We start from the raw sequence: 23,479 nt of genomic DNA, 5'->3' as shown, positions 1-23,479 counted from the left end.
TGCCGGCGCCGATGCCCAACGCACCGGCGCCGATGTGCGCAGTCGCCGCGATGCCGATCCTCAACCCGAAGCTGCGCCCGTCCTGCCGACGGTGAACTCGGCGATCCCGAGGCCTTGCACCTCGAGGCGAATATGATCGCCGGGTGACAGGGCCTCGGCGGCGGTCGCGCCGCCCGCCAGGATCACGTCTCCGGCTCTCAACGGCTCGCCGGCTTCGGAGGCGAGCCTTGCCGCCGCCACGAGCGAGCGAAGCGGGCTGCCGAGGATGGCGGCGCTCGAACCGATTTGCTTCGGCTCGCCATTGACGGACATGATCATCCCGACGTTCGAGACGTTCGTCGAAGGCGCCGACCAAGGGCCGACGACGAAGGACGACGACGAGCTGTTGTCGGCGACGACGTCGGTGACCGAGAAGCGGAAGTCCTTGTAGCGGGAGTCGATGATCTCGAGCGCCGGGGCGATCGCCTCCACCGCCGCGGCGGCACCCGCCAGCGTCACCGGGCCGGGCAGGTCCCTCTTGAGGATGAAGGCGATTTCGGGCTCGACCCGCGGGTGGACATATCGATCGAAATCGACCGTACCGCCTTCTTCCACCATCATGCCGTCGGTCAGGCGGCCCCAGATCATCTCGCTGACGCCCATCTGCACCATCTTGGCGCGGCTGGTGAAGCCCATCTTGATGCCGACGCGACGTTCTCCGCGCGCATAGCGTCGCTCCAGCAACGCCCGTTGGACCTGATAGGCGTCGAGGATCGACAGCGCGTCTTCCAGTTGCGGCGTGGCGCGCGCGAGGCGTTGCGCTTCGTCGAGCCTTTCGGCCAGTGCCTGCAGATCAGCCATGCGCTGCTCCTTCGCTGCTTTCCGGGGCGAAACGGACCTGAACGTCCCCGATTCCGTTGATCTGCATGGCGATGCGGTCGCCGGCCCGGACCGGGACCATCGGGCCGAGCGCGCCGGACAGGACGATATCCCCGGCGGCGAGCGGCCGCCCGATCCGGGCCATCGTCCCGGCCAGCCAGCGCAAGGCGTGCAGGGGATTGTCCAGGCAGGCGGCGCCCGCCCCGAACGAGGCCGGCTCGCCGTTCTTTTCGAGGACCATGCCGCAAAGCCGCAGGTCGACCGCTTCGAGCGGGATCGGGCGCGTCCCCAGGACGAACAGGCCCGAGGAGGCGTTGTCGGCAACGGTGTCGAAGATGCCGATGTCCCACTTCGCGATGCGGCTGTCGACGATCTCCAGCGCGGGCAGGGCATAAGCGACGCAGTCGATCAGCTCGGCCGTCGTCATGCGGTCGGCATCGGGCGTCGCGTCGAGCACGAACGCGATCTCGCCTTCGACCTTGGGCTGAATGAGCCGCCCGGGGCTCACCACCCCGCCGTCGGGCACTTCCATGTCCGCGAACAGGATGCCGAAATCGGGCTGGTCCACGCCGAGCTGCTTCTGAACCGCCTTCGCCGTCAGGCCGATCTTGGCGCCGACCGCGACGCGGCCGGCATCGAGCCAATGCGTCGTGTTGCAATCCTGTATCGCATAGGCGTCGGACAGCCGGGCGGCCGGATATTCGGTCCGCAGCGGCGGGACCGGCTCCAGCCGGCCATGGGCTTCGCGCAGCCTAAGCGCGCACCGCTCGATCGCCGATGGGGCGAGGCGCGAATGTTCGTCGCTCATGCTGCCCCGTCCTTGTCGTTGCGCTGGAGGAAGGCGGCGAAGGCTGAGAGGAAGTCGTCCTTGCGTTCGAGCATGACGGAGGACTGGGCCATGCCTGGCGCGACGAACAATTCGGTGCGCGGCGTCTGCTTGTGCCAGATGAAGGAGGCTTCGAGCGGATGGACCGGATCGTCGAGGTCGCCGCGGCAGATGAGGGTCGGCATGGCGATGTCGGCGAGTTCGTCGCGGACGGTGAGATAGTCCTGGAGGCCGGGGGTGGCGCGGGCGCGACCGTAGAAGGCGACGACCTCGCGCCAGTCGGGACCATGGAGCTGGGCCCATTCGCGGGCCTGGTCGCTGTCCTCGTCGACCTCGCCGAAGACGGTGCCGAGCGAGCTGTTGCCATGGGCGCTGAGGCCGATGATCGGGGCGTCGACGGTGAGGGTGCGGACCCGGTCGGGCTTCTCGATGGCCATGCGCGCGGCGATGCGCGAGCCGAGCGAGCAGCCCATGACATGGGCGGAGGCCACGCCGGCCACGTCCATGACGTGCCACATGTCCTCGACCCAGGCCCTTGGCCCCGCGAGCGCCTCGACGCGCTGGCTGCGTCCCAGTCCGCGCAGGTCGGGCATGATCACGCGGTGGGTCTCGGCCAGCCGAGCCGGAAGGTCGCCGAACCACAGCCCCGATACCGCCGCGCCATGGATCAGCAGGATCGGATCGCCCTCTCCCAGCACCTCATAATAGAGGCTCGACCCGTTGAACTCCGTAAATGCCATCTCAAATCCTCCCCTCGCCAGCGATCCCCAATCCGTCCTCCCGGCGCAGCCAGTTCGGCCGGCTCAGGATATAATCCACCATCCGCGCGGGCATGGTGAGTTCCGCGGCGATCCGTTCGGCCGTCGCGGGCAACGCCGTGCGGATGGCCGCCTCGTCATCTTGCTTCAATTTGGTTATCCATTCCGGATCGATCAGCGCCGCCCGGCCGATGGCCAGGAGATCGGCCCCCATCGCGAGGGCCTCGACGGCGTCCGCCGCCGTTCTGATCCCTCCGCTGGCGATGACCGCCGCGCGGCCCTGCACCGCCCGCGAAAGCACCTCGATCGGGTTCTCGGCGCCGACCTGTCCTTCCGGAGCCGTCCAGTCGCGATCCTCCCGCTGCGGCGAGCGTTTGCGGAAGTCGTCCATGGAGATGTGGATGTAGTCGAGGCCGACTTCGCACAGCCGCGAAACGAACTCTGCCGCGTCGGACAGCGAGTAGCCGCCGGGCTCCGCCTCGAAGGGATTGACGCGATATCCCAGCAGCGCGCTCGATCCGATCGCCTTGCGGACGGCGGTCGCCAGGCAGAGGCCGAAGCTCATCCTCTTTTCCTGCAAGCCGCCCCAGTCGTCTTCCCGGGCATTGGCCCGAGGCGAAAAGAACTGATGGAGAAGATAGTGATTGCCGCCGTGGAGCTCGATGCCGTCGAACCCGGCGTCGATCCCGCGCCGGGCCGCGCCGACGAAGGCATGGATGATGTCGACGACCTCGTCGCCGTCCATCGCGCGGGGCACATGCGCCCCCGGCCGCAACGAGGCGATGGACGAGGGCGCGCGCATGTCGGCGGGGGCCACGAGGTCCGGTCGCGCCAGCCGCCCGCTGTCGTAGAGTTGCAGGATGGCGTGGCCGCCGCCGGCACGAACGGCCTCCGCCAGGCGGCGAAGGCTGTCATGATGTTCGTCCCGGTTGGCCCCGATCCCGCGCCAGGCCCGGCCATTATCGTCGACATAGGCGCAGGCGGTGATTCCGGCCGCGAACTCGGTCGAACAGCGTCGCTCGATGTAACTCAGCTCGTCGCCGCTGACGATCCCGTCCTCGTGCGAGGAGTCGGTGGTCATCGGCGCCAGCAGGAAGCGATTGCGCAATATCCTGCCGCAGCGGAGCTCCAAGGGCGACCAGGGATCGGCGCCGGCCATCAGAGCGCCACCGTCGGGCAGGGGCCCAAACCGCCGCTGCACCGCTCCCTCGGGCGCGCCGGGAATTCGATCTGATCCATCATTATCTCTCGTCTGGTTGTATAAAAATATTCTCCATATATTATTATTATCGTCAATCCATACAAATAATATATTTTGGTTGCGAGCCGGCTGTCGCCATGGCATCCGTCGCCCACAAGCCGATGTCAGGAGGTGCCAATGGGCGTTGTTAAAAGGCTGGCCTACGTAGCCGCCGAATCGACCGACCTGTCCGCATGGAGGTCCTATGCGACGGACATTCTGGGGTTCGAGGTGGGCAGCGACAGCAATGATCGGCTGCTCTATCTGCGCGCGGACGAGAACCATCATCGGATCGCCGTCCGGTCGGGGGACCGGGACGATGTCGGCTATGTCGGATGGCAGGTCGCCAACAGCGCGGCCCTCGACGCCGCGGCGGCGACCCTGGATGCAGCCGGCGTGGCGGTTGCCCGTGGAACGCCGGAGGACATCGCCGACAGGCGGGTGCTCGACATGCTCCATTTCACCTGCCCGCATTCCGGCGTGCGGATGGAACTGGTCGTCAGCCCGGAGATCAATTTCACGCCCCGCTTCCGTCCGACGCGCGACCTCGCCGGCTTCCGGACCGGCGAGCAGGGCCTGGGCCATGTGGTGCTCTATGCGGCCGACCTACGGGCGGCGGCGGATTTCTACGTCAGGCTGCTCGGCTTCGGGATCTCCGACTTCGCCATGATCCCCGGCGTCGGGCCGCTCGCCGTCTTCATGCACTGCAACGAGCGGCATCATTCGCTGGCGTTCATGAACATCCCCGGCGCGCCGCGCCGCATCCAGCACATCATGTTCGAGACGCTGAGCATAGACGATGTCGGGCGCAGCTTCGACCTGTGCAGCGATCGCGACATCATCACGACCACGCCCGGCCGGCACCACAACGATCACACCTATTCCTTCTACTTCAAGACGCCGTCGCTCTGGCACATGGAATTCGGCTGGAGCCCCAGGACGATCGACCCGGCGAACTGGACCACGGAACATTATGAACTGCGCGGCGACCATGCCTGGGGGCACCGCGGCCTGATGGAGATGGTGTAATGGCACCGCGCTGCGCAATCTGGCTTTCGACACCGAACACCGCCGCGGCGGAGATCGCCCGCGACCTGGGCTACACGGCGGCGGTGCTCGATATCGAGCATGGCGCGTTCGACCTCGCCGCGCTCGAGAGCTTCATCCCCTTCCTCAAGGCGATCGGCCTCGAAGTCCTCGCCAAGGTGCTGGGGCCGGACCAGGTCCCCATCCAGCAGGCGCTCGATTTCGGCGCCGATGCCGTCATCATTCCGCACATCAAGGGCGTCGAGCATGCCCGGGCGGTAACGGCCTTCGCGAAATTCCCGCCGCTCGGCGACCGCAGCTTCGCGGGCGGGCGGACGAGCGCCTATGGCGGCTTCGACCAGCTTTGGGTCGAGCGGCAGGACAGCTCGACGAAATGCTACCCGATGATCGAGGACGCCGGGGCGTTCGAGGAGATCGAGGAGATCCTGGCACTGCCGACCGTCGACGGCGTCTTCCTGGGGCCGTCCGATCTTTCGCTGCGGCGGAGGCGGGGGGCCTATCAGCGGACTGAAGGCGACTTCGCGGACTTCGGGGTCGTCGCCGCCTCTGCCGCCAGGGCCGGAAAGCCCTGGATCATTCCGGCGTGGAGCCTGTCGGAAAAGCAGTTCGCGGTCGAGAATGGCGCCGGGCTGATCGTGCTCACCATGGAGCATAGCGCCCTGCTCAACGGCATGCGCAGCTCGTTGGAGGAGGTCACCTCCTTTGTCACCGAGGCCGCCCGCTAGAGCGATTTCAGGCAGATGGGAACATCTGCCGGCTCGGAAATCGTGGTAAAACAACAAGCTGGAGCGGCCGATCCGATGCAGTCGGATCGTGAACCGTTCCAGGACGGATCGGTTGATCGTCCTCGCGCCCGTGTTCGAGCGCGAGGCGCTTGCGCCAGAGGGACGGTGAGCACCTGACCTCTGGCTCCGGCGCAAAGCGCTTTTCCTTTGCCGTCCCTGACAAGCCCTTCCTCGCGGAAATCGGGCTTTCGGCGACGTTGGCGCAGCCCGACGCGCCGCCTCTTTTGCCGCCGCCACCAGCCCCGATCGCCGCGTCAAATCAGCTTGACAACAAGCATGGATGCGAATCTAATATATTTAATATACATCAATAGTGTATTGTTCGCGGCGTTTCCGCGATCAGCACGCACATCCCTAACGGATGGCGATGCTCAAAAAGGATTTCAGAGCCTGATTCAAAATTATCGGGCGTAATTTCCTAGCTTTGCGATTCTTCGTGTGAAGAGCTGGATTGAAGCGATGAAGAGCCATGCGGTTGCGGAAGCGATGGTTTGTTCGAAGTCCTTGGCGAGGCGCCGGTTTCGATTGAGCCAAGCCAGCGTTCGCTCGACGACCCAGCGCCTGGGCAGCACGACGAAGCCTTTTGCCGTATCCGATCGCTTGACGATCTCGACGGTCCATTTGCCGATGCGGCGCAGGGCATCCCTGAGCTTTTCGCCCGCATAGCCACCGTCGGCAAAGACATGGCGCAGCCACGGGAAGCGACGGACGATCTCGGCCAGCACCAACGGCGCGCCATCGCGATCCTGGATATCGGCAGTATGGATCACGGCATGGACCAGATTGCCGTCGGTGTCGGTCAGGATGTGGCGCTTGCGCCCCTTGATCCTCTTCCCCGCGTCATAGCCGCGAGGCCCGCCGCTTTCCGAGGTCTTCACACTCTGGCTGTCGATCACCCCGGCGCTCGGCGAAGCCTCGCGGCCTACAGCTTCCCGCCCGATCAACAGCAGGGCATGATTGAGCGACAGCCACAGGCCGTTGTCGCGCCACAGATAAAACCAGCGCCGCACCGTCGAGACGGGCGGAAAGCACGGCGGCAGCATCCGCCACGGCAGCCCGCCGCGCAGCAAATACAAAATCGCCTCGATAATGCGCCTGAGCGGCCACTTGCGCGGACGTCCCACCGACGAGGGCGGCGGAAAGAAGGGCTCCAGCACCGCCCATTCGGCATCGGTCAAATCGCTTGGCAAAGCCAGTTCTGTACGGGCATATTGCGCCCGAGTGGTATCGGTCCACATCGTCGATCTCCGGAAGTTTGTTGCAAAACCCCTGAATCAACGACTGGCGCTAGCGTCAAGCTAACTTGCTGATACCACTCAACTTAATTTCGGATCAGGCTCTCAGGGAAACAAGGCCTGAGCCAAGGGAGGGGAGTAAAATGAAAAGATCATTCGATCGTTCCACGAACAGAGGCGTCGAAACGAAAGGGTTCCAGAGAAATCGGGACAACGGATTCGAGAAGGATATCGCTCGGTTCAATCGTCCTATTGCGGCCTGGGCGTGTATCGGCGCGGTAGTATTTCCCGTTTCGGCATATGCGCAGGAGGGTGCAGCGACATCTCAAGAGGTGTCGGCTCCGGCAGCGACGCAGGACATCGTGGTGACGGCGCAAAGGCGCTCCGAAAAGGCGGTGAACGTCCCGATTTCGATGGTCGTGCAATCATCGAAGCAACTGGAGAATGCCGGCGTTTCGAGCGTTTCCGAGCTGGGGCAGGTGGTGCCCGGGCTGAGGATCGACGGATCCGGGCCCTATACCCAGCCGAGCATTCGCGGCGTTTCGAGCGTCGTCGTCGGGCCCGGTTTCGCGGCCAACATCGCCACCTATGTCGACGGATATTACCGTCCCGATCCGCTCGGAAACGACATTTCCTTCTCCGACGCGGAGTCCGTGCAGATATTGAAGGGCCCGCAAGGGACGCTGTTCGGCCGTAATTCGACCGGCGGCGCGATGGTCATCACGACCCGGGCTCCCTCCTTCACGCCGGAGGTGGAGATGAAGGCCAGCTACGGCAATTATGACGAAGCGCATGGCTATCTCTTCGTCACCGGCCCCATCACCGAACAGCTCGCGGCGAGCGTCTCGGGCCATCTCGATCGCAGCGATGGCTTCATCCGCAATATCGTCAGCGGCAAAAGGGTAGGGGATTCCTCCGGCGGCGGCGTGCGCGCAAAGCTGCTCTACAAGCCGAGCTCCGACGCATCGGTGACGCTCGAGGTCAGCCACTCCGAACTCAGCGACCCCAACGGCTTCTTGTGGAATCCCTATCAGGGAAAGAGCAGCGGGCCGATATTCTTCCCGGGCGTGGCCGTCACGACGGCCCGTGGCGAGGTATCCAACAACGATCCCGCGCAGTTCAAGAACGACATCACCTCGGGCTTCCTGACCGGAAAGTTCAAGATCGGCGGCGTGAACCTGAACTCCCATACGGGCTACCAGCATGTGAAGGTGGGGGCCCTTAGCTTCGACCTGGATGCTACCCAGGCGCCATTCGGATCGCTGAGCTTTCCCGAGACGAACAAGATATTCACCCAGGAATTCGACATAGGCGGCAAAAGCTCGCGATTCGAATGGATCGGCGGCCTGTTCTACATGCACCAGAACCAGGGCCAGGATTTCTCGCTGATCTTCACGGGCGCGCCCGCCGTCCCGATTTCACGGACGCGGCAGAAGATCGACGCCTATGCCGCCTTCCTCGACGGCACCCTGCAGGTGACGGACGCCGTCTTCCTCACCGCGGGCGGCCGCTTCGGCGTCGACAAGGTGACCGGGAGCACGGCCTTCGCGCCGGCTTTCAATGTCGGCTCGGTCCGCCATACGTTCCGCAGCCTCGATGGCCGAGCCATCCTGCGCTACCAGTTCGACAGGAATTCGAACGCCTATATCTCGATCAGCAAGGGATCGAAGGGCGGCCTGTTCAATACGTCGACCGGCGATCCCAACCCGGTGCGGCCGGAAAAGATCTGGGCCTATGAGATCGGCTACAAGCTTTCGCGCCCAGGCTTTCGCTTTGAAGCGGCTGCGTTCGACTATGAGTATAAGGACCAGCAGATCGTAGAATATGTCGGCAATCTCGCGAACGTCGTGAATGCCGCAAAGACGCGGGTATATGGCGCCGAGGTCCACGCCGACTATGACCTCGCGCGGAATTTCCAGATCAATGCCGGCATGTCCTATACGCGTGGCCGATATCGGTCCTTCACCAATGCCGAGCGCTACATCTTTTCCCCGATTTCGGGCATCACGACCGATCTCAACGCCGACGCATCCGGCAATGTCACGGCCCGCACGCCAAGATTTTCGGGCAGCGTCGGCCTGAATTATCTCCAGCCCTTCCTCGATGGGCAGTTGGATCTCTCCGGCACCTATGCCTATCAGACGAAAATCTACTTCGATCCGTTCGGCGACACCGAACAATCCGGCTATGGGCTGCTCAATCTGCGCGCGGCCTGGAATGATCCGTCCGATCACTGGACGATGGCCGTGTACGGCAAGAACGTCACCGACAAGAAATACCGGCAGCAGGTGACGTCCGAATCCACGGGCATCTTCCAGGTTTTCGGACGCCCGGCGACCTACGGTGTCGAAGTCACCCTCCGTTACTGATCGCGACGCAATTCATGGCCTGATCGAGCGTGGCTCGGTCAGGCGTGAACGGCCTCGCCTCGCCAGGTCTCACCAGTTTCACCGAGGAGCAGAGCGTCATGCATTCCACGAAAATTTCGGACTTCGCCACCGAGACCCGCTTTTACGCCTATGGCCCTCGGGAGCCTCTCGCGCTGGTGCCGGGCAGCTTCGCGCATGTCGTGATCGACATGCAGTACGGTTTCATGCCGGGGGGAATCATTCCGGTCGCGGGCAATCCGGCAATCATTCCCAACATCAACCGCATCTCGGCCGCCGTCCGTCGCGCGGGGGGCAGGAACATCTTCGTCCGCTTCACCTATGATCCGACATGGACGGTCTATTATGGCCGGCTCGCGGACGGTCGCGAGGCACGGATGGAGGCCGCCTTTTCCGACGGGGCCGAGCAACATGCGCTCGTCGCCGACCTGGACGTCATGGCCGACGACGTCTTGCTCAACAAGAAGCGCTTCAGCTCGTTCACGCCCGGCACCTGCGATCTCGAATCCCGTCTGCGGTCCGCCGGCATCGACACGCTGATCGTTACCGGCTGCACGTCCAGTTGCTGCGTGGAGTCGACCATTCGCGACGGCATGCAATTGAACTTCAAGACGATCTTCGTCGGGGATGCCAATGTGACGTTGAACGACGCCTATCATAACGGCGCCGTGGACAATCTTTTCGGCATATTCGGCACCGACCTGTGCATGACCGACGAAATCCTCGATCGGCTTCCCGTCACGGCATAAGCCGATGGCGGATGGGCGGCCTGAGCCGCCCGCTGCTTTCGTCCAGCTTTGACCCGGGCTGCGGCAGTGATCGCCGCTGTCCCGGATTCATTCGCGGAGTGGAATGAGGCGCCGGCCGCGAAGGATTCCGCGATCCCGTCGGGCGATCATTGTCGCTTGGGCAGGTCATGCTTGACCGGCTTCCGATCGCGCCGGCGGTGGACGCGGTCCCTCAACGGATTCTCCCTGGTCACCACGGGCGACCCCGCTTCATGCCGCTTGACAAACTGAAAATGTATGAGAAATATATTTATGGTATATGACGAATGGTCGATCGCGCCATGGATGCGCTTGGGACCGAAGGCCGCAGCGCCTGACGCCACTTTCAAAGGGGAGTAACGAGAATGGATGCGGGGAAAGAAAAATCCGGAAATGGGGGAAATCCGATGAAGCTGTCCGCCTGGACTATTTCGCTGCTGGCCGTCGCGGCCTGCCTGCAGTCGGGCGCCGCGTCCGCGCAGGAGGCGAACGCCGGCAATGACGGGGTCGACGACATCATCGTGACCGCGACGAAAAGGGCCGATGGGCAGACGCTGCAGAAAACGGCTCTCGCCATTTCGGCGCTCGGTGCGGCGCAGATCGAGTCCAAGCAGATCCGCGACCTTGCCGGCATCGGCAACAGCATCCCCAATGTCAGCTTCGACTCGGGAGGAACCTTCAAGGGGACGGCGAACTTCTCGATCCGCGGATTGGGCGTGAACAGCTCGATCCCGTCGCTGGAGCCCTCGGTCGGCGTCTTCGTCGATGGCGTCTATCAGGGGATCAACGCCGGCATCCTGTTCGACACCTTCGACCTCGAGAAGATCGAAATCCTTCGCGGTCCGCAGGGGCTGCTGTTCGGCCGCAACGTGACCGGCGGCGCGGTCCTCGTCAGCACCAAGCGGCCGACGCGGGACTTCTCGATGTCGATGCGCGCAGGCATCGAGACCGGATCGAACGTGACCGTCGCGGGATCGGTTTCCGGCCCGATCGCCGGCGACAAGCTGCTCGGCAAGCTTGCCGTCTACTACAATGACGACGGCGGCTGGTTCACCAACTCCTTCAACAACCAGAAGTACGGCGGGTCCCGGACCTTCATCATCAGGCCCGCCGTCGAGTTCGAACCGGCCGAGGGCCTCGACCTCCTGCTGCGCTTCGAGCATGGCGACCAGAAGGGCGACGGCGCAGCGGCGCAGAACTTCGCGCTCTACAGCCGCCACAGTTTCAAATTCTCGAACGATACGCCCGCCTATAGCCGGTCCAACTGGAACCAGGGCACCGCGGAGATGAACCTCGACGTCGGCTTCGGCTCCGGCCGCATCACCAATGTGTTCGGCTGGCGGCAGTTCGAGCAGGCCGCGCGCGTCGATACCGACGCTTCGCCCCAGCCGCTCTCGGACTCCTACACCTTCACCAAGCAGGAGCAGTTCAGCAACGAACTGCGCTATGCGGGCAGCTTTGCCGATATCGTCGACGTGACGACCGGGCTCTTCTACTTCAAGCAGAATCTCGACTATCAGGATGCGCGCCGGGCCAACAACGCGCCGACGGCCGTCTATTCGGGCGGCATCCAGGATTCGCATAGCTGGGCATGGTTCTCGTCGGCCGACTTCCATGTTGCCGACGGCCTGACCCTAAACACCGGCCTTCGCTACTCGCGCGAGAGGAAGAAGGTGCGCATCGCGAGCCAGGATACGCCGACGGCGACCGGCACCGGCGTGACCTCGGTCGACATCATCCCGGCCGGCGCCTGCAACATCGTCGCGCGCCAGTGCGTGTTCGATTTCCGGGATTCGAAGAGCTGGTCGAGCTGGACCCCCAAGGTCGGTTTCGAATGGACGGTCGCGCCCAGCAATCTTTTCTATGCCTTCTGGACGAAGGGCGTGAGGAGCGGCGGCTATAATGTCCGCAACAGCTTCCAGTCGGTCGCGCCCGGCCCGTTCGAGCCGGAAAACGTCAGCAACTTCGAAATGGGCAACAAGCTGCAATTGTTGGACAAGCGCCTGACCTTCAACAACGCGATCTACTACCAGAAGGTCAAGGGGCTGCAGCGAAGCGTCATCATTGCGAACGGCGTCAACGGCAGCACGGCGGCCTTCATCCGCAATACCGCGGACGCGACGATCTGGGGCGTCGAATCGGAACTGCGCTTCAACCCGACGCCGGAACTGTCGCTGAATGCATCCGTCGGCTACACCCATGGCGAATATGACAAGATGTTCTTCGACCTGACGGGCGACGGCGTCATCGACGCCAGGGACCTTGCGCTCGCGCTTCCGCGTCTTTCGCCTTGGACGGTCAGCGCGGGGTTCAGCTACACCCATCCGGTGGGCGACCTCGGCGACGTCACGCTGGCGGCGGACTATTCCTATCGCGACCGGTCATTCTACAATGACAGCAACACCGGCGCCTTGAACATCATGCACATGGTCAACGGAAGCATTTCCGTGCAGTCCGACGATAAGCGCTGGACGGCATCGCTCTATGGCAAGAACCTTCTGAACAAGGTGCAGTTCGGCGGCGTGACGCCGATCCGCGGACTCCCCGGAGCCACGCTCGCGCCGTTGGAAAAGGGGCGGGTGATCGGCATCGACGTGAAATTCCAATATTGAGCAGGGGGGCCGCGTCGCGCGTGATCGTGACGACGCGGTTGCCGCCAGCCAGGTCGATCGACGCGCGTCGATCGTCAAATCCGTGGCCTTCGGCCCAGCCCATGCCGGCTGCGGTCGAAGGCCACTCTCGATAAAAGGAGCGCAGGCGTGGCTTATGATGATCTTCGCGACTGGTTGACGCACGTCGAGGCCATGGGCGACCTCAGGCATATCAAGGGCGCGCATCTGGACGACGACATCGGCCCGATAACCGAGATATCCGAGCGATCGATGACGGGGCCGGCGGTGCTCTTCAGCGATATTCCGGGCTTCGATGCGGGGCGCCGCATTCTCGTGAACCCGATAAGCTCGCTCGATCGCGTCGCGTTGACCGTGGGTTTCCCGACGGGATTGTCCAAAGCCGATTATTGCGACCTGTGGCTCGAAAAGACCCGGACGATCACCCCCATCCCGCCGCGCGAAGTCGACGATGGACCGGTGATGGAGAATGTGATCAGGGACGGCGACGTCGATCTGTCGAGCTTTCCGGCCCCGATCTGGCATCGCGGCGACGGCGGCCGGTATATCGGCACCGGATGCGTCGTCATAACGCGCGATCCCGACGATAACTGGATCAATCTCGGGACCTACCGCGTCATGGTCGCGGGAAGGAACCAGGTCACGATCTATGCGGCGCCGGGCAAGCACCTCGCGATCGTGCGCGACAAGCTGTTCGAACAGGGCAAGCCGATGCCCGTCGCGATATCGCTGGGCCATGATCCGGCGATCTTCATGGGCGGCTCGACCCCCTTGCCCTATGGGCAGTCCGAATATGACTATGTCGGCGGCCTGAAGAACCGGGCCATCGACGTCCTGCCGTGCGAATTGAGCGGCCTGCCCATACCGGCCCGGTCGGAACTGGTCCTCGAAGGCGAGATATCACCGACCGAAAAGCTGCCCGAGGGACCTTTCGGGGAATGGCCGGGCTATTATGCCAGCGGCCAGCGCACCGAATATGTCACGACCATCCGGCGCATCTATCATCGCAATGCCCCGATCATGGTCGGCACGCCGCCGACCAAGCCGCCCACGGGGGTCGGGACCGCGCTAGGCACGGTGCGCGCGGCGCGGGTGCGGGAGGAGATCCGCAAGGCGGGCATCCCCGACGTCAAGCATGTCTGGTTCCACGAATTCGGCAGCCGCTTCTTCCTCGCCGTGTCGATCAAGCAGCGCTATGCGGGCCATGCGGCACAGGTCGGCCATGTCGCCACCATGTGCCAGGGCGCGGCCTATATGGGCCGATATGTCGTCGTGGTGGACGACGACATCGACGTCTACGACACGATGGACGTCATGTGGGCCATGGCGACGCGCAGCGACCCGGTGCGCGACATCAATATCATCCCGCGCGCGTGGAGCGACGAGCTCGACCCGATGGTGGCCCAGGGCAATGCCGAGGCCCCGTTCAATTCGCGCGCGATCATCGACGCGACATGGCCATGGGAGTGGCGCGGCAAGATTCCGACCGTCATCTCGCTCAGCCCGGAAGAGCGCGCGGCCGCCCTCGAAAAATGGGGGGGTATCCTGTTCGGCTCCTCGCAAGCGCGGTGAGCGGACCCGTCCAGACAGGGCTGAGCGACCGGTCGCCCGGTCCGGGATTGGCCCCCGCGACCTTGGCTGACGATGACGAGCAGGCACCGGGCGCGGGCCAAGGGAAAGGCCGGTCGAGCTCCGACGAGCGTCCGGCCGCCTATGACTGGTATGTCCTGATCGTCCTCACCGTCATTTTCCTGCTGGCCTCGGTCGACCGCAGCCTGGTTTCCGTGGTGATGGAACCGATCCGGCACGAATTCGGGCTGACGGATGCACAGCTCGGCTTCCTGGCGGGCCTGGCCTTCGGGATACCCTATGCGCTCGCCAGCCTGCCTTTCGGACTGTTGATCGACCGGATCAATCGCCGCAAATTCCTGGCCGGCATGTTGGCGCTATGGAGCTTGCTGACCGGGCTGTGCGGCCTGGCGCAAAGCTATGTGCAGCTCGTCCTGCTGCGCATGCTCGTCGGCGTCGCGGAGGCGGGCTTCCCGGCGGCACAGTCGATGATCTCCGACTATTTCCCCGCGCGGCGGCGGCCGATGGCGCTTGGCGTGTTCATGTCCGGGGGCTCGGTGGCGTTCGTCCTGTCCTTCGCCCTGGGCGGGTGGTTCGCCGACGAATGGGGATGGCGGACCGTTTTCTTCGCGGCCGGTCCGCCGGGGCTGCTCATCGCGCTGCTGTTCTACCTCACCGTTCGGGAGCCCGAGAGGGGACGAATGGACGGCCCCTCCAGCAAGGCCGATCCGGAGGCGCCATCCTTCTGGCAGGCCATGCGGTTCCTGATGTCCTCGCCGGCATTCCGGCACCTGTTCATCGGTTACGCCCTGGTCGCCGCGACGACGTCGAGCTTCTGGTCCTGGATCGGTTCGCTGCTGATCCGCGTCCACGGCCTGGAAGTGCGCGAAGCCGGCCTCTACATCGCGTTCGGGGCCGGCGTCTTCGGCTTTGTCGGGGCGCTGCTCGGCGCCGTCGCGACGGGGTATCTCGGACGGCGCGGCCTTCGCCCGGTGCTCACGTTCGTCGCGTCCATGGCCGTCCTCCTGAGTCCGTTCGGAATCGCGATGGCGCTGGCCCCGACGTTGCAGACCGTGATCGCCTGCATGGTCGTCACCAGCATCCTCAAATCCTGCTATACCGGCCCGGCGCAGGGCATCATCCTGAGCCTGGCCAAGACCCGCATGCGCGGCGTCGCGGCTTCGCTCGTCAATGTCGCGGGGACGTTGCTGGGCTTTGGCGTCGGTCCGTTGCTGGCCGGCGCGATCAGCTATTTTCTCGGTGGCGGCAGCTCCATTCGCTATGGCCTTGCCGCATTGTTTCTGATGAACATCTGGGCCGGCCTGCATTTCTGGATGGCGCGGAGAACCGTCGAGGAGGAGGTCCGCGTGGCGAGGGCGGAAATCTAGACGAGTACCGGGATGGCAGCGGTGTCGACATCATCAAAGCATCGCCTGGACACCGTCTGGGCCTATTTCCTCGACCTCTACGCCAGGCCCGGCGTCAAGGAGACCTGCCTGGACTGGCAGGATCGGCTGGGCGCCGACGTCATCCTGCTCCTGTGGCTGCTCCGGCTTGGCGCCGAGGACGGCCTCGCGGTGGACGACGTCAGCCTGCGTCGGGTGGACGAGCGGATGAAGGAATGGCGCATGTCGGCCATCCTGCCGATCCGCGACGCCAGGCGAGCCGCAGGCAAGCTTGCAAAGGCCGGCGACAGGGACGCTTCCAGCCTCTACCCGCGCCTCAAGCGCGTGGAACTCGCCGCCGAACGCATGGCGCTGCGGCGGCTCCTGCTGGAAGACGGCGTCGCCGGACAGCGGCTGCCCGAACAGCTTGCGGCCACCGCGAACCTGGAGCGCTATCTCGGCACCCTGGCCGAGGGGCTCGCCGCCGAAGAGCGGACGGCAATTGCGAGATTGGTGAGCGCTGCTGAAGCAGGGTGACGGGCAGGGGGGTCATGCCGTCGAGTCCCGCAGCCCCTTCCAGCGCTTGACGTCGTGATCCGCATTGATGCCCAGGAGATCGATCATGCGCGCAACGGTGTGATCGACGATGTCGTCGATCGACGTCGGCTTGATGTAGAAGGCGGGCACCGGCGGCGCGATGATGCCGCCGGCTTCGGTTATCGCCTTCATCGCGTTGATATGGATCAGGCTGAGCGGCGTTTCGCGCAGCATCAGGATCAGCCGGCGGCGTTCCTTCAGGGTCACGTCCGCGGCCCGCGTCAGGAGGTTGTCCGAAAGGCCGTGCGCGACGGCCGCCATCGTTCGAATGGCGCAGGGCGCGACGATCATGCCGGCCGTTTCGAACGATCCGCTGGCGATGGCGGCCCCGATGTCGCCGATCGGATAGGAGGTGCCGGCGAGCTGGCGAAGATCCTTGAGGGTAAGCCCCATTTCGTGCCGGAGGGTGATCTCCGCGGCCTTCGAAGCCACCAGATGCGTCTCGACATCGAGAGACTTGAGCCGCTCGAGGAGGCGAACGGCATAGATGCTCCCGGTCGCTCCGGAAATGCCGACGATGACAGGCAGGCGTCGATTGTTCACGATTTCTCCAATCGTCAATTTACCTTCTCACGCGCGATCATCTCGATGTCGGCGCTCAAAGGATATTGGCCACCCCGATCAATGTACACGCCGTCAGCAACGTCCCGATCTTCGCTAGAGAGGCGGGCTCTCCATAGAGAAGGATGCCGACCGCGATCGATGCCATCGGGATTCCGGCCGCGAGCAGCGGGATGAAAAAGCTCAGGTTCACGCCGGCTTGCGAAATCCTGGCCATGAAAAACACCCCCAGGCAGAAGGATGCCAACGACAGGAGGGTGGGGATCGGATTGGTGAACCCGCTGGTGGTGGGGACCAGCGCTATTCCAACGACCTGAAAGGCAATGGAGAGGATCATGAATAAAATGATCGTAATATTCATATGATGCTCTCCCCGTTGTAAAATATTCGTCGGTCTTTTCGACGGGAGCGATCCCACCGCTCGGTAAGCCCGCACGCCCAAAATCCATGCTCGCGATCCGAGGCTGCCCGGCGCTGGTTGCTCCAGTGATATATTTTTATATTGTAGGTTAGATATATTATTCATATATGTCCAAAAAACTCAACGCGCAAGCGTGCAAAAGGGGAGATGGAAATGAACTATGCGCACCGCTCGGTAGGGGCGGTTATCGCGATGGCGTCCCTTGTCGGGGTGTCCGCCCATGCCCAGGGCGTCGGGGCGAAAGAAGAGGGATATGGTACGGCCGCCGTCGAAACCCTCGAAGCCGATGCGGGAGATGCCATCGTCGTCACCGCGCAGCGCCGCGTGCAGAAATTGCAGGATGTCGGCATCGCGGTAAGCGCATTCAGCGGCGAGCAGTTGCGTACCCGCCAGATCTCCAGCAGCATCGACGTCGCACGGATGACGCCCGGCGTCTTCGCTTCGTCCTCGAACGGTGGGCAAACCGCCAGCATTTCCATTCGCGGCGTGACCCAGAACGACAGCTCGGACGCCGTCGAGGGTCCCGTTGCCGTCTATGTGGACGAAACCTACGTTCCCAGCCTGCAGGGCCAGGGCTTCGGTCTCTTCGACATCGAGCGCGTCGAGGCTCTCAAGGGGCCGCAGGGCACGTTGTTCGGCCGCAATGCCACGGGCGGGCTCGTCAACTTCGTGATCGCCAAACCGTCCGACACGGTGACCGGCTACGCGAACGGCAGCTATGGGAGCTTCGACAGCGTCAAGCTGGAAGGCGCGATCGGCGGGCCGATCGCCGAAACGGTCCAGGGGCGCATTTCGCTTCTCTACAATCGCAACAATGGCTGGTTGAAGAACCTGTATCCGGGAAAGCCCGACGTCGGCGGAGAGGATACATTGGGCGGCCGCGCCCAGCTGCAATGGCAAGCGACGGACGCGCTCAAGGTGCGGGCGACCGCTTCCGCCGTGCGGAGCGATCTGTCCACCGGCGCCTATAACTCCATTTCGACGCAGCCCGTGTTCGACGGTCAGGGACGCGTGGTCGGTGCGGACAGGGTCTCCGGGCCGACGGCGCTGGGCTTTACGCCGCTTCCCGGTAGCAGGCTGGAGGTCAACCACGACTTCGCCTGTTCCGATTGTGGCCGCACGAGGCTTTATGACGCGGCGCTCCACGTCGATTACGATGCCGGAGGCGCCCAGATCAGCGCGATCACCAACTGGAAGCGCATCACCAAGGCCCTGCTGATCGACGTGGACAGTTCGCCCGTCAATTTGGTGGACGTGGGCCAGAACGCCCAGACGGAGAGCTTCTCGCAGGAGCTTCGCGCCACCGGGAAGGCCGACAGGGCCGTCTGGAACCTCGGCGTCTATTATCTGCAGATACACACGCTCGCCCAGATGGGCTTTCTCGCCCGACCCAATGGCATACTGGCGGGCGCGCTGGGTGTTTCCGGCACCGGCGCTGATCTCGCCAATCTCCAGGACCTCTGGACGCGGTCATTCTCCGGTTTCGGGCAGATCGAATATAAGCTCGCGCCCAGACTGAGCGGTACGATCGGCCTTCGCGTCATTCACGAATGGCAGCGCTACGATTTCCAATCGAGCCAGTTCCAGAACCAGAATGACTACAAGCTGGATACCGCCATCGCGGTGGCCACGCTTCAGCCTTCCTATGCGAACAAGCGGAGCGATAGTTTCTGGGCGGGCAAGGCCGCGCTCGAATATCATGCCAATCGCGACATGCTGTTGTACGCCTCGATCAATCGCGGGGCGAAGGGCGGCAACTACAACTCCAAATTGCCCGATGGAAGTCCGCCGCTCTCGCCGGACGAGTTCGCCTACAAGGGCGAAACGCTGCTCGCTTATGAGGGCGGCATGAAGTCGACGTGGCTGGATGGAAAGGCCACGTTCAACCTGTCGGGGTTCATCTACGATTATTCCAATTACCAGGCCTTCACCTTTTCCAACGCCTCCGGCTTCGTGCAGAACAGGGATGCGAACCTCCATGGCGGCGAGGCCGAGTTCACCCTTCGGCCGGTCGAGGGCCTGGAACTGAGCGGCGGCCTCTCGCTGCTGCATGCCAAGGTCAAGAACGTGCAGGTCGCGACCGGTGTCTATAAAGACGTGCGGCCGACATTCGCCCCGAAGCGGCAGGCCAACGGGCGCATCAGCTATCGTCCTCCCCTGGAGGTCGCCGGCGGCCACATCAACCTGGCCGTCGATGGCTATTCGACATCGTCCTTCTACCAGAACATCCGCAATTTCGCGGCGCACAAGATCAGCGGCCACACGATCTTCGGTGCGCAGGTCGGATGGGAGAGCGCGTCGGGCTTCTCGCTGACCGGCGCCGTATCCAACCTGTTCGACAAGCGATACGAGATCACGGGCTTCGATCTGTCGACGCTTTGCGGCTGCAGCGAGGTTGCCTACGGCAAGCCGCGCTGGTGGACGATTTCCGCGGGATTTCGCTTCTGACGCATAGGGGAGCGCCTGATCGGCGCTCCCTCCGAAAAGCCCGCTCGACGTGATCGCCGAGACGGCTTCATATCTCAGCGTTTCATATATTTCTGGATGTTGAAGCCTTCCGACCGGACGTCGTCGGGGGTGACGGCCCCGCCGGCCTTGACGACCTCCATGCCGAACCTGACGTCCCTCGGTCGATTGAGGCCCAGGACCGCCGTCAGGCGGCGCTGCGTGAAATAGAAGGCTGTCCCAGAGAAGCCGTCTTCCCCCTGGTCGTGCCAGACGATCTGGTCATGCGTGCCCGGCAGGCCGGCGAGCTGCATCTTCGACTCATACTGGTCGGACCAGAACCACGGGATATCGTCATAGGCTTCCCTGTGCCCCAGCATCGATCGCGCGGCGGCCACCGCCTGGCGATAGGCGTTCTGCCAGGATTCCAGGCGGACCAGCCCCGACGCATAGGCCGTCGGGCGCGCCGCCACGTCGCCGGCCGCGTAGATGCCCTCGACCGAGGTTTCGCAGAAGGTGTTGACCGCGATGCCGTTGGCGATCTCGATGCCGGACGCCTGCGCGAACTCGCAGTTCGGCGTGGAGCCGATGCCGTAGACGACGGCGTCGCACGCTAGTTCGGAGCCGTCGGAAAGGACGACCAGCTTGCCGCCGTCCGGCGCTTCGCGGATCTGCAGGACGGAGGTGCTCAGGCGAATGTCGATCCCGCGGCTGGCATGGAGATCGCAATAGCGGCTCGCCCCCTCGGAGCCGAGCACCCGCTGCATGGGCGCCTCGCTGGCTTCGACGAGGGTCACGGCGCAGCCGAGTTCCTGCGCCGCGGCGGCGACTTCGGCACCGATGAAGCCGAACCCGATCACCACGATCCTGCGCCCGGGCAGCAGCTCGGCGCGCACCCTCGCCGCGTCGTCGAGCGACCGCAGGGTGTGGATGTTCGCTTGCGCTTCGGGCGCGAAGGGGAGGTCGCGCGCCCGCGCCCCGGTGCAGATCAGCAATTTGTCGAAGGAGATGCTGCGGCCGTTCGTGGTTTCGAGCGAGCGGGCCGACCGGTCGATCGAAGCGATCCTCGTCGAGAGGACCGGCGTGATCGCGGCGTCGCTATAATCGGACTCCTGGCGCAGGAGCAGCGCATCCTCCCCGGCCTTCCCGAGCAGGAAGGCTTTCGACAGGGGAGGGCGATCATAGGGCAGATGCGCTTCGTCCCCGATCAGCAATATCTCGCCGTCGAAACCGTCCTTGCGCAATTGAAAGGCGGCATGCGCGCCGGCCAGGCTGGCACCGACGATCGCAAAGGTCTTCCTGGTCATGGGATCAGGCATCCTCGAAAATGGAGAAGCGGACGCCTGCGGTGAGGCCGCCGTCGATGACCAGTGAGGCCCCGGTTATGTAGGATGCGGCGTCCGAGGCGAGGAAGATGGAGGGCTTGGCCACCTCTTCGGGGCGCGCATAGCGCTTCATCGGGCAAATCCGTTCCATGAGATCCTCGTGCCCGGGGTGGCGGTCGAGCCATCCCTGGATGCGTGGCGTCATCGTGCTGCCGGGGCAGACGGCGTTCACCCGGATGCTGTCGCGGGCGAAATCGATCGCCATGTTCCGGGTCAGCATGACCGCTCCGCCTTTCGCGGCGGTGTAGGCGGAGCATCGATTCTCGGCGAGGATGCCCGCCGTCGAAGCGACGTTGACGATGGCGCCGCCGCCATTGCGGCGGAGGACCTCTATCACCGGCTTGGAACAGCGGTAGATCGATTTCAGGTTGAGATCGAGCACGCCGTCCCAGTCGGCGTCGACCATTTCGTCGACGCGCTTCGCCAGGCTGGCGCCAGCGACGTTGAACAGGGCGTGGAGGGGATCGCCGAGTTGCCCGAGCGCCTCGATCATCGCCGGCATGGCGTCCGGATCGGTCACGTCCATCCCGAGGCCGATGGCCCGCCCGCCCATCTGCTCGACCTGGCGCGCCGTCTCGATCGCCGCCTCCCGGTCGAGGTCGCCGACGACCAGGGAGCCGCCCTCGGCCGCCCATTCCAGGGCGATTGCCCGGCCGATGCCGGCGCCCCCCGCGGTGACCAGCCCGGCGCGGCCGATCGCGCTGCCGGGCCGGGTGACGGCGCCTCGGGATTCCAAAGACATAATTACCTCCATGACGCGGGTCTTTCCCGGTGAAGCCCCGCTTCGATCCGGGCCCCTTAGCCGCTTGACACCAGAGAAGATATGATAATATATTCTTTGTATATCAAAAAGCGAAATTTTGCTCGCGAAGGAGAAGCGGGGGCATGAAAGGACAATGCGACATGGCAACGACCGCCGGGATGGAAGAGTATGAAACCGTCCGGGCGCGGATTGCCGGCCAGTTCACCACAGAGAAGGACATCCCCAAAGCGATCTTTTCCGACCCGGCCATCTACCGCGAGGAACTGAAGCGGATTTTCCGCGGCCATTATTGGCACATGGTGGCGCACCGCGCGGAGCTTCCCGAGGCCAACAGCTTCAAGACCTTCTGGCTGGGCGAGACGCCGGTCCTGCTGACGCGCGGCGAGGATGAGACGCTTCGCGCCTTCGTCAACACCTGCACGCACCGGGGGACGCTGCTCGAACAGCGGGCGGCCGGTTGCAGCAAGGAATTCGAGTGCCCCTATCACCGCTGGCTGTTCAGCAACAAAGGCAACTTCATCGGCGGTCCGGGCCGGCGGGATTTCCGGTCGGATTTCGTCGCCGAGGATTATGCGCTGCGCGAGTTCCAGGTGGACGAGATCGCCGGGCTGATCTTCTGCAGCGCGGCGCCGCAGGTCGGCCTGGAGGAGTGGCTGGGCCAGTGCGCGGGCCATGTCCGGGACGTGATGCTGGATGACGGGCGGCTGACGCTGCTCGGCTATCAGAACGCGATCTTCAACGCGAACTGGAAGACCTATTTCGACAATGACTTCTACCATGCCCCGCTGCTGCACATGGGCTTCCGGCTGCTGAGCTGGCATGGCGGCCAGGGCGAGGTCCGGGTCGAGGAGCCGGTCGGGCATTTCTCGGTCGGCTATGAAAGCTCGCCCTATGAGGACAACGGCTTCCTCGCCGATCCGTCCCTGGTGGAAATGAAGGGGACCGACGCGCGGGCGCGCGTCGTCGCGCTGCGCCCGGCCTATGTGCTGACCAAGCATCTCGACACCATCAGCGTCCGGTTCGTCCGGCCCCTGGGCGTGGACAGGACGCAGGTCACCTATGCCTTTTTCGGGCACGAGAGCGACAGCCCGGAATATCAGGCGCATCGCGTGCGCCAGGCGTCGAACCTGCTGGGGCCCAGCGGCATGATCACCATCGAGGACGCGGCCGTCTTCAATCGCCAGCAAATGACCTCGCGGGACGGGGGGATGTCGCGATTTGTGGTCGGGGTCGATCGCCCGGCGGCCGAAGCGCGGCAGAATGACGAAAACGGAAACACGGCCGGCTGGGCCTACTATCGGGAGGTGATGGGCTTTGACCGCTGATATTCACATGCAAGCCGTCTCGGCCGAGGCGATGTCCGCCATCGACGGCCTGATGGGCAATTATGTGGCGGCCCTCGACTGGCAGGACTGGAATGGCTGGCTCGGATCGTTCGCCGACAGCTGCCACTATTCGGTGACGAGCCGGCAGAATGCCGAAAGCAACCTTCCTCTCTGCTACATGATCGATGATTGCCGCGCCCGGATCGAGGACCGCGTCAAGTTCATCACGGAGGTATGGGCCTCGACGATCGAGCCATATCGCACCCGCCACGTCACGCAGCGGCTGTCGGTATCCAGAATGGATGACAGGAATTACCGCGTTCTGTCGAACGTCGTGGTGATGTTCACGCAGAACAACGACCCGTCGGGGGTTCTGGTGACGGGCTATTATGATGACGTCGTCACGGTCGATGGTGGGACGGCCCTCTTCGCAAGCAAGATGGTCTACATCGACGGAACGCCCGCCCGCTACCTCGCCTATCCGCTTTGAGAAGA

At 64.0% G+C, this 23,479-nt stretch carries 20 protein-coding genes; 11 read left to right on the top strand and 9 right to left on the bottom strand.

All coding sequences use genetic code 11. The features are described from left to right. Positions 1 to 60: 60 nt before the first annotated feature. Genes HRJ34_RS07170 through HRJ34_RS07155 form a run of 4 tightly spaced genes read right to left on the bottom strand, consistent with a single transcriptional unit; the run spans position 61 to position 3,970 of the window. Complete coding sequence (locus tag HRJ34_RS07170) at positions 61 to 840, bottom strand: 2-keto-4-pentenoate hydratase (RefSeq protein ID WP_030092242.1); 780 nt, start codon at positions 838 to 840, stop codon at positions 61 to 63. Beyond that, entirely contained in the window at positions 833 to 1,666 is an 834-nt protein-coding gene (locus HRJ34_RS07165) for a 2-keto-4-pentenoate hydratase (protein WP_208633709.1), read from the bottom strand. The genes HRJ34_RS07170 and HRJ34_RS07165 overlap by 8 nt, the downstream gene beginning before the upstream one ends. Then, a complete protein-coding gene (locus HRJ34_RS07160; protein ID WP_208633708.1) occupies positions 1,663 to 2,424 on the bottom strand; it encodes an alpha/beta fold hydrolase in 762 nt (253 codons plus the stop codon). Before HRJ34_RS07160 ends, HRJ34_RS07165 begins: the two co-directional genes overlap by 4 nt. 1 nt (position 2,425) lies before the next feature. After that, positions 2,426 to 3,970 (bottom strand): oxidoreductase, encoded by a 1,545-nt coding sequence (locus HRJ34_RS07155; RefSeq protein ID WP_226949085.1) that lies wholly within the window; start codon positions 3,968 to 3,970, stop codon positions 2,426 to 2,428. On the opposite strand from HRJ34_RS07155, the gene HRJ34_RS07150 reads away from it, so the two are divergent. Together HRJ34_RS07150 and HRJ34_RS07145 are read left to right on the top strand one after the other, a co-directional pair. Beyond that, a complete protein-coding gene (locus HRJ34_RS07150; RefSeq protein ID WP_404947168.1) occupies positions 3,869 to 4,711 on the top strand; it encodes a VOC family protein in 843 nt (280 codons plus the stop codon). The genes HRJ34_RS07155 and HRJ34_RS07150 overlap by 102 nt on opposite strands. Beyond that, positions 4,711 to 5,454, top strand: coding sequence for an HpcH/HpaI aldolase family protein (locus tag HRJ34_RS07145; RefSeq protein WP_208633706.1), 744 nt, complete (start codon positions 4,711 to 4,713; stop codon positions 5,452 to 5,454). Before HRJ34_RS07150 ends, HRJ34_RS07145 begins: the two co-directional genes overlap by 1 nt. Before the next feature lie 461 nt (positions 5,455 to 5,915). Here the strand turns inward: HRJ34_RS07145 and HRJ34_RS07140 are convergent, their stop codons facing one another. Continuing rightward, the gene (locus tag HRJ34_RS07140; protein WP_208631555.1) at positions 5,916 to 6,752 is read right to left on the bottom strand and encodes an IS5 family transposase; all 837 of its coding nucleotides are present in this window, start codon (positions 6,750 to 6,752) and stop codon (positions 5,916 to 5,918) included. 140 nt (positions 6,753 to 6,892) lie between these two features. On the opposite strand from HRJ34_RS07140, the gene HRJ34_RS07135 reads away from it, so the two are divergent. The 6 genes from HRJ34_RS07135 (at position 6,893) to HRJ34_RS07110 (ending at position 16,024) form a co-directional block, all read left to right on the top strand. Next, the gene (locus HRJ34_RS07135) at positions 6,893 to 9,118 is read left to right on the top strand and encodes a TonB-dependent receptor (protein WP_208633705.1); all 2,226 of its coding nucleotides are present in this window, start codon (positions 6,893 to 6,895) and stop codon (positions 9,116 to 9,118) included. Positions 9,119 to 9,216: 98 nt separating this feature from the next. Further along, positions 9,217 to 9,885, top strand: coding sequence for a cysteine hydrolase (locus tag HRJ34_RS07130; protein ID WP_011951753.1), 669 nt, complete (start codon positions 9,217 to 9,219; stop codon positions 9,883 to 9,885). A 425-nt stretch (positions 9,886 to 10,310) separates the two neighbouring features. Continuing rightward, positions 10,311 to 12,515: a TonB-dependent receptor gene (locus HRJ34_RS07125; protein WP_016746973.1), complete on the top strand. Its 2,205-nt coding sequence runs from the start codon at positions 10,311 to 10,313 to the stop codon at positions 12,513 to 12,515. Between the two features lie 147 nt (positions 12,516 to 12,662). Further along, a complete protein-coding gene (locus tag HRJ34_RS07120; protein WP_011951751.1) occupies positions 12,663 to 14,105 on the top strand; it encodes a UbiD family decarboxylase in 1,443 nt (480 codons plus the stop codon). 62 nt (positions 14,106 to 14,167) lie between these two features. Next, positions 14,168 to 15,490, top strand: coding sequence for a spinster family MFS transporter (locus HRJ34_RS07115; RefSeq protein ID WP_030091417.1), 1,323 nt, complete (start codon positions 14,168 to 14,170; stop codon positions 15,488 to 15,490). Between the two features lie 12 nt (positions 15,491 to 15,502). After that, on the top strand, positions 15,503 to 16,024 hold the full coding sequence (locus tag HRJ34_RS07110) for a TIGR02444 family protein (RefSeq protein ID WP_208633704.1): 522 nt from the start codon (positions 15,503 to 15,505) through the stop codon (positions 16,022 to 16,024). 12 nt (positions 16,025 to 16,036) lie between these two features. Here HRJ34_RS07110 and HRJ34_RS07105 read toward each other — a convergent pair whose 3' ends face one another. After that, positions 16,037 to 16,627, bottom strand: a complete 591-nt coding sequence (locus HRJ34_RS07105) for a UbiX family flavin prenyltransferase (RefSeq protein ID WP_011951748.1) — start codon at positions 16,625 to 16,627, stop codon at positions 16,037 to 16,039. A gap of 55 nt (positions 16,628 to 16,682) precedes the next feature. Further along, positions 16,683 to 17,006: a hypothetical protein gene (locus tag HRJ34_RS07100; protein ID WP_016746968.1), complete on the bottom strand. Its 324-nt coding sequence runs from the start codon at positions 17,004 to 17,006 to the stop codon at positions 16,683 to 16,685. A gap of 213 nt (positions 17,007 to 17,219) precedes the next feature. On the opposite strand from HRJ34_RS07100, the gene HRJ34_RS07095 reads away from it, so the two are divergent. Next, positions 17,220 to 19,514, top strand: coding sequence for a TonB-dependent receptor (locus HRJ34_RS07095; protein WP_208633703.1), 2,295 nt, complete (start codon positions 17,220 to 17,222; stop codon positions 19,512 to 19,514). Between the two features lie 74 nt (positions 19,515 to 19,588). Here the strand turns inward: HRJ34_RS07095 and HRJ34_RS07090 are convergent, their stop codons facing one another. Together HRJ34_RS07090 and HRJ34_RS07085 are read right to left on the bottom strand one after the other, a co-directional pair. Beyond that, positions 19,589 to 20,818 (bottom strand): NAD(P)/FAD-dependent oxidoreductase, encoded by a 1,230-nt coding sequence (locus HRJ34_RS07090; protein ID WP_208633702.1) that lies wholly within the window; start codon positions 20,816 to 20,818, stop codon positions 19,589 to 19,591. Between the two features lie 4 nt (positions 20,819 to 20,822). Beyond that, complete coding sequence (locus tag HRJ34_RS07085) at positions 20,823 to 21,638, bottom strand: SDR family NAD(P)-dependent oxidoreductase (protein ID WP_100213050.1); 816 nt, start codon at positions 21,636 to 21,638, stop codon at positions 20,823 to 20,825. Positions 21,639 to 21,799: 161 nt separating this feature from the next. Between HRJ34_RS07085 and HRJ34_RS07080 the strand changes: the two genes are divergently transcribed. Together HRJ34_RS07080 and HRJ34_RS07075 are read left to right on the top strand one after the other, a co-directional pair. Continuing rightward, positions 21,800 to 22,984, top strand: coding sequence for an aromatic ring-hydroxylating oxygenase subunit alpha (locus HRJ34_RS07080; protein WP_226949083.1), 1,185 nt, complete (start codon positions 21,800 to 21,802; stop codon positions 22,982 to 22,984). Continuing rightward, a complete protein-coding gene (locus HRJ34_RS07075; protein WP_208633700.1) occupies positions 22,974 to 23,474 on the top strand; it encodes an aromatic-ring-hydroxylating dioxygenase subunit beta in 501 nt (166 codons plus the stop codon). Before HRJ34_RS07080 ends, HRJ34_RS07075 begins: the two co-directional genes overlap by 11 nt. The last annotated feature ends 5 nt before the right edge of the window (positions 23,475 to 23,479 follow it).

It is taken from the genome of Rhizorhabdus wittichii (assembly GCF_017607425.1).
Classification (GTDB): Bacteria; Pseudomonadota; Alphaproteobacteria; order Sphingomonadales; family Sphingomonadaceae; genus Rhizorhabdus; species Rhizorhabdus wittichii.
This window is presented reverse-complemented; position numbering and strand designations above follow the sequence as displayed.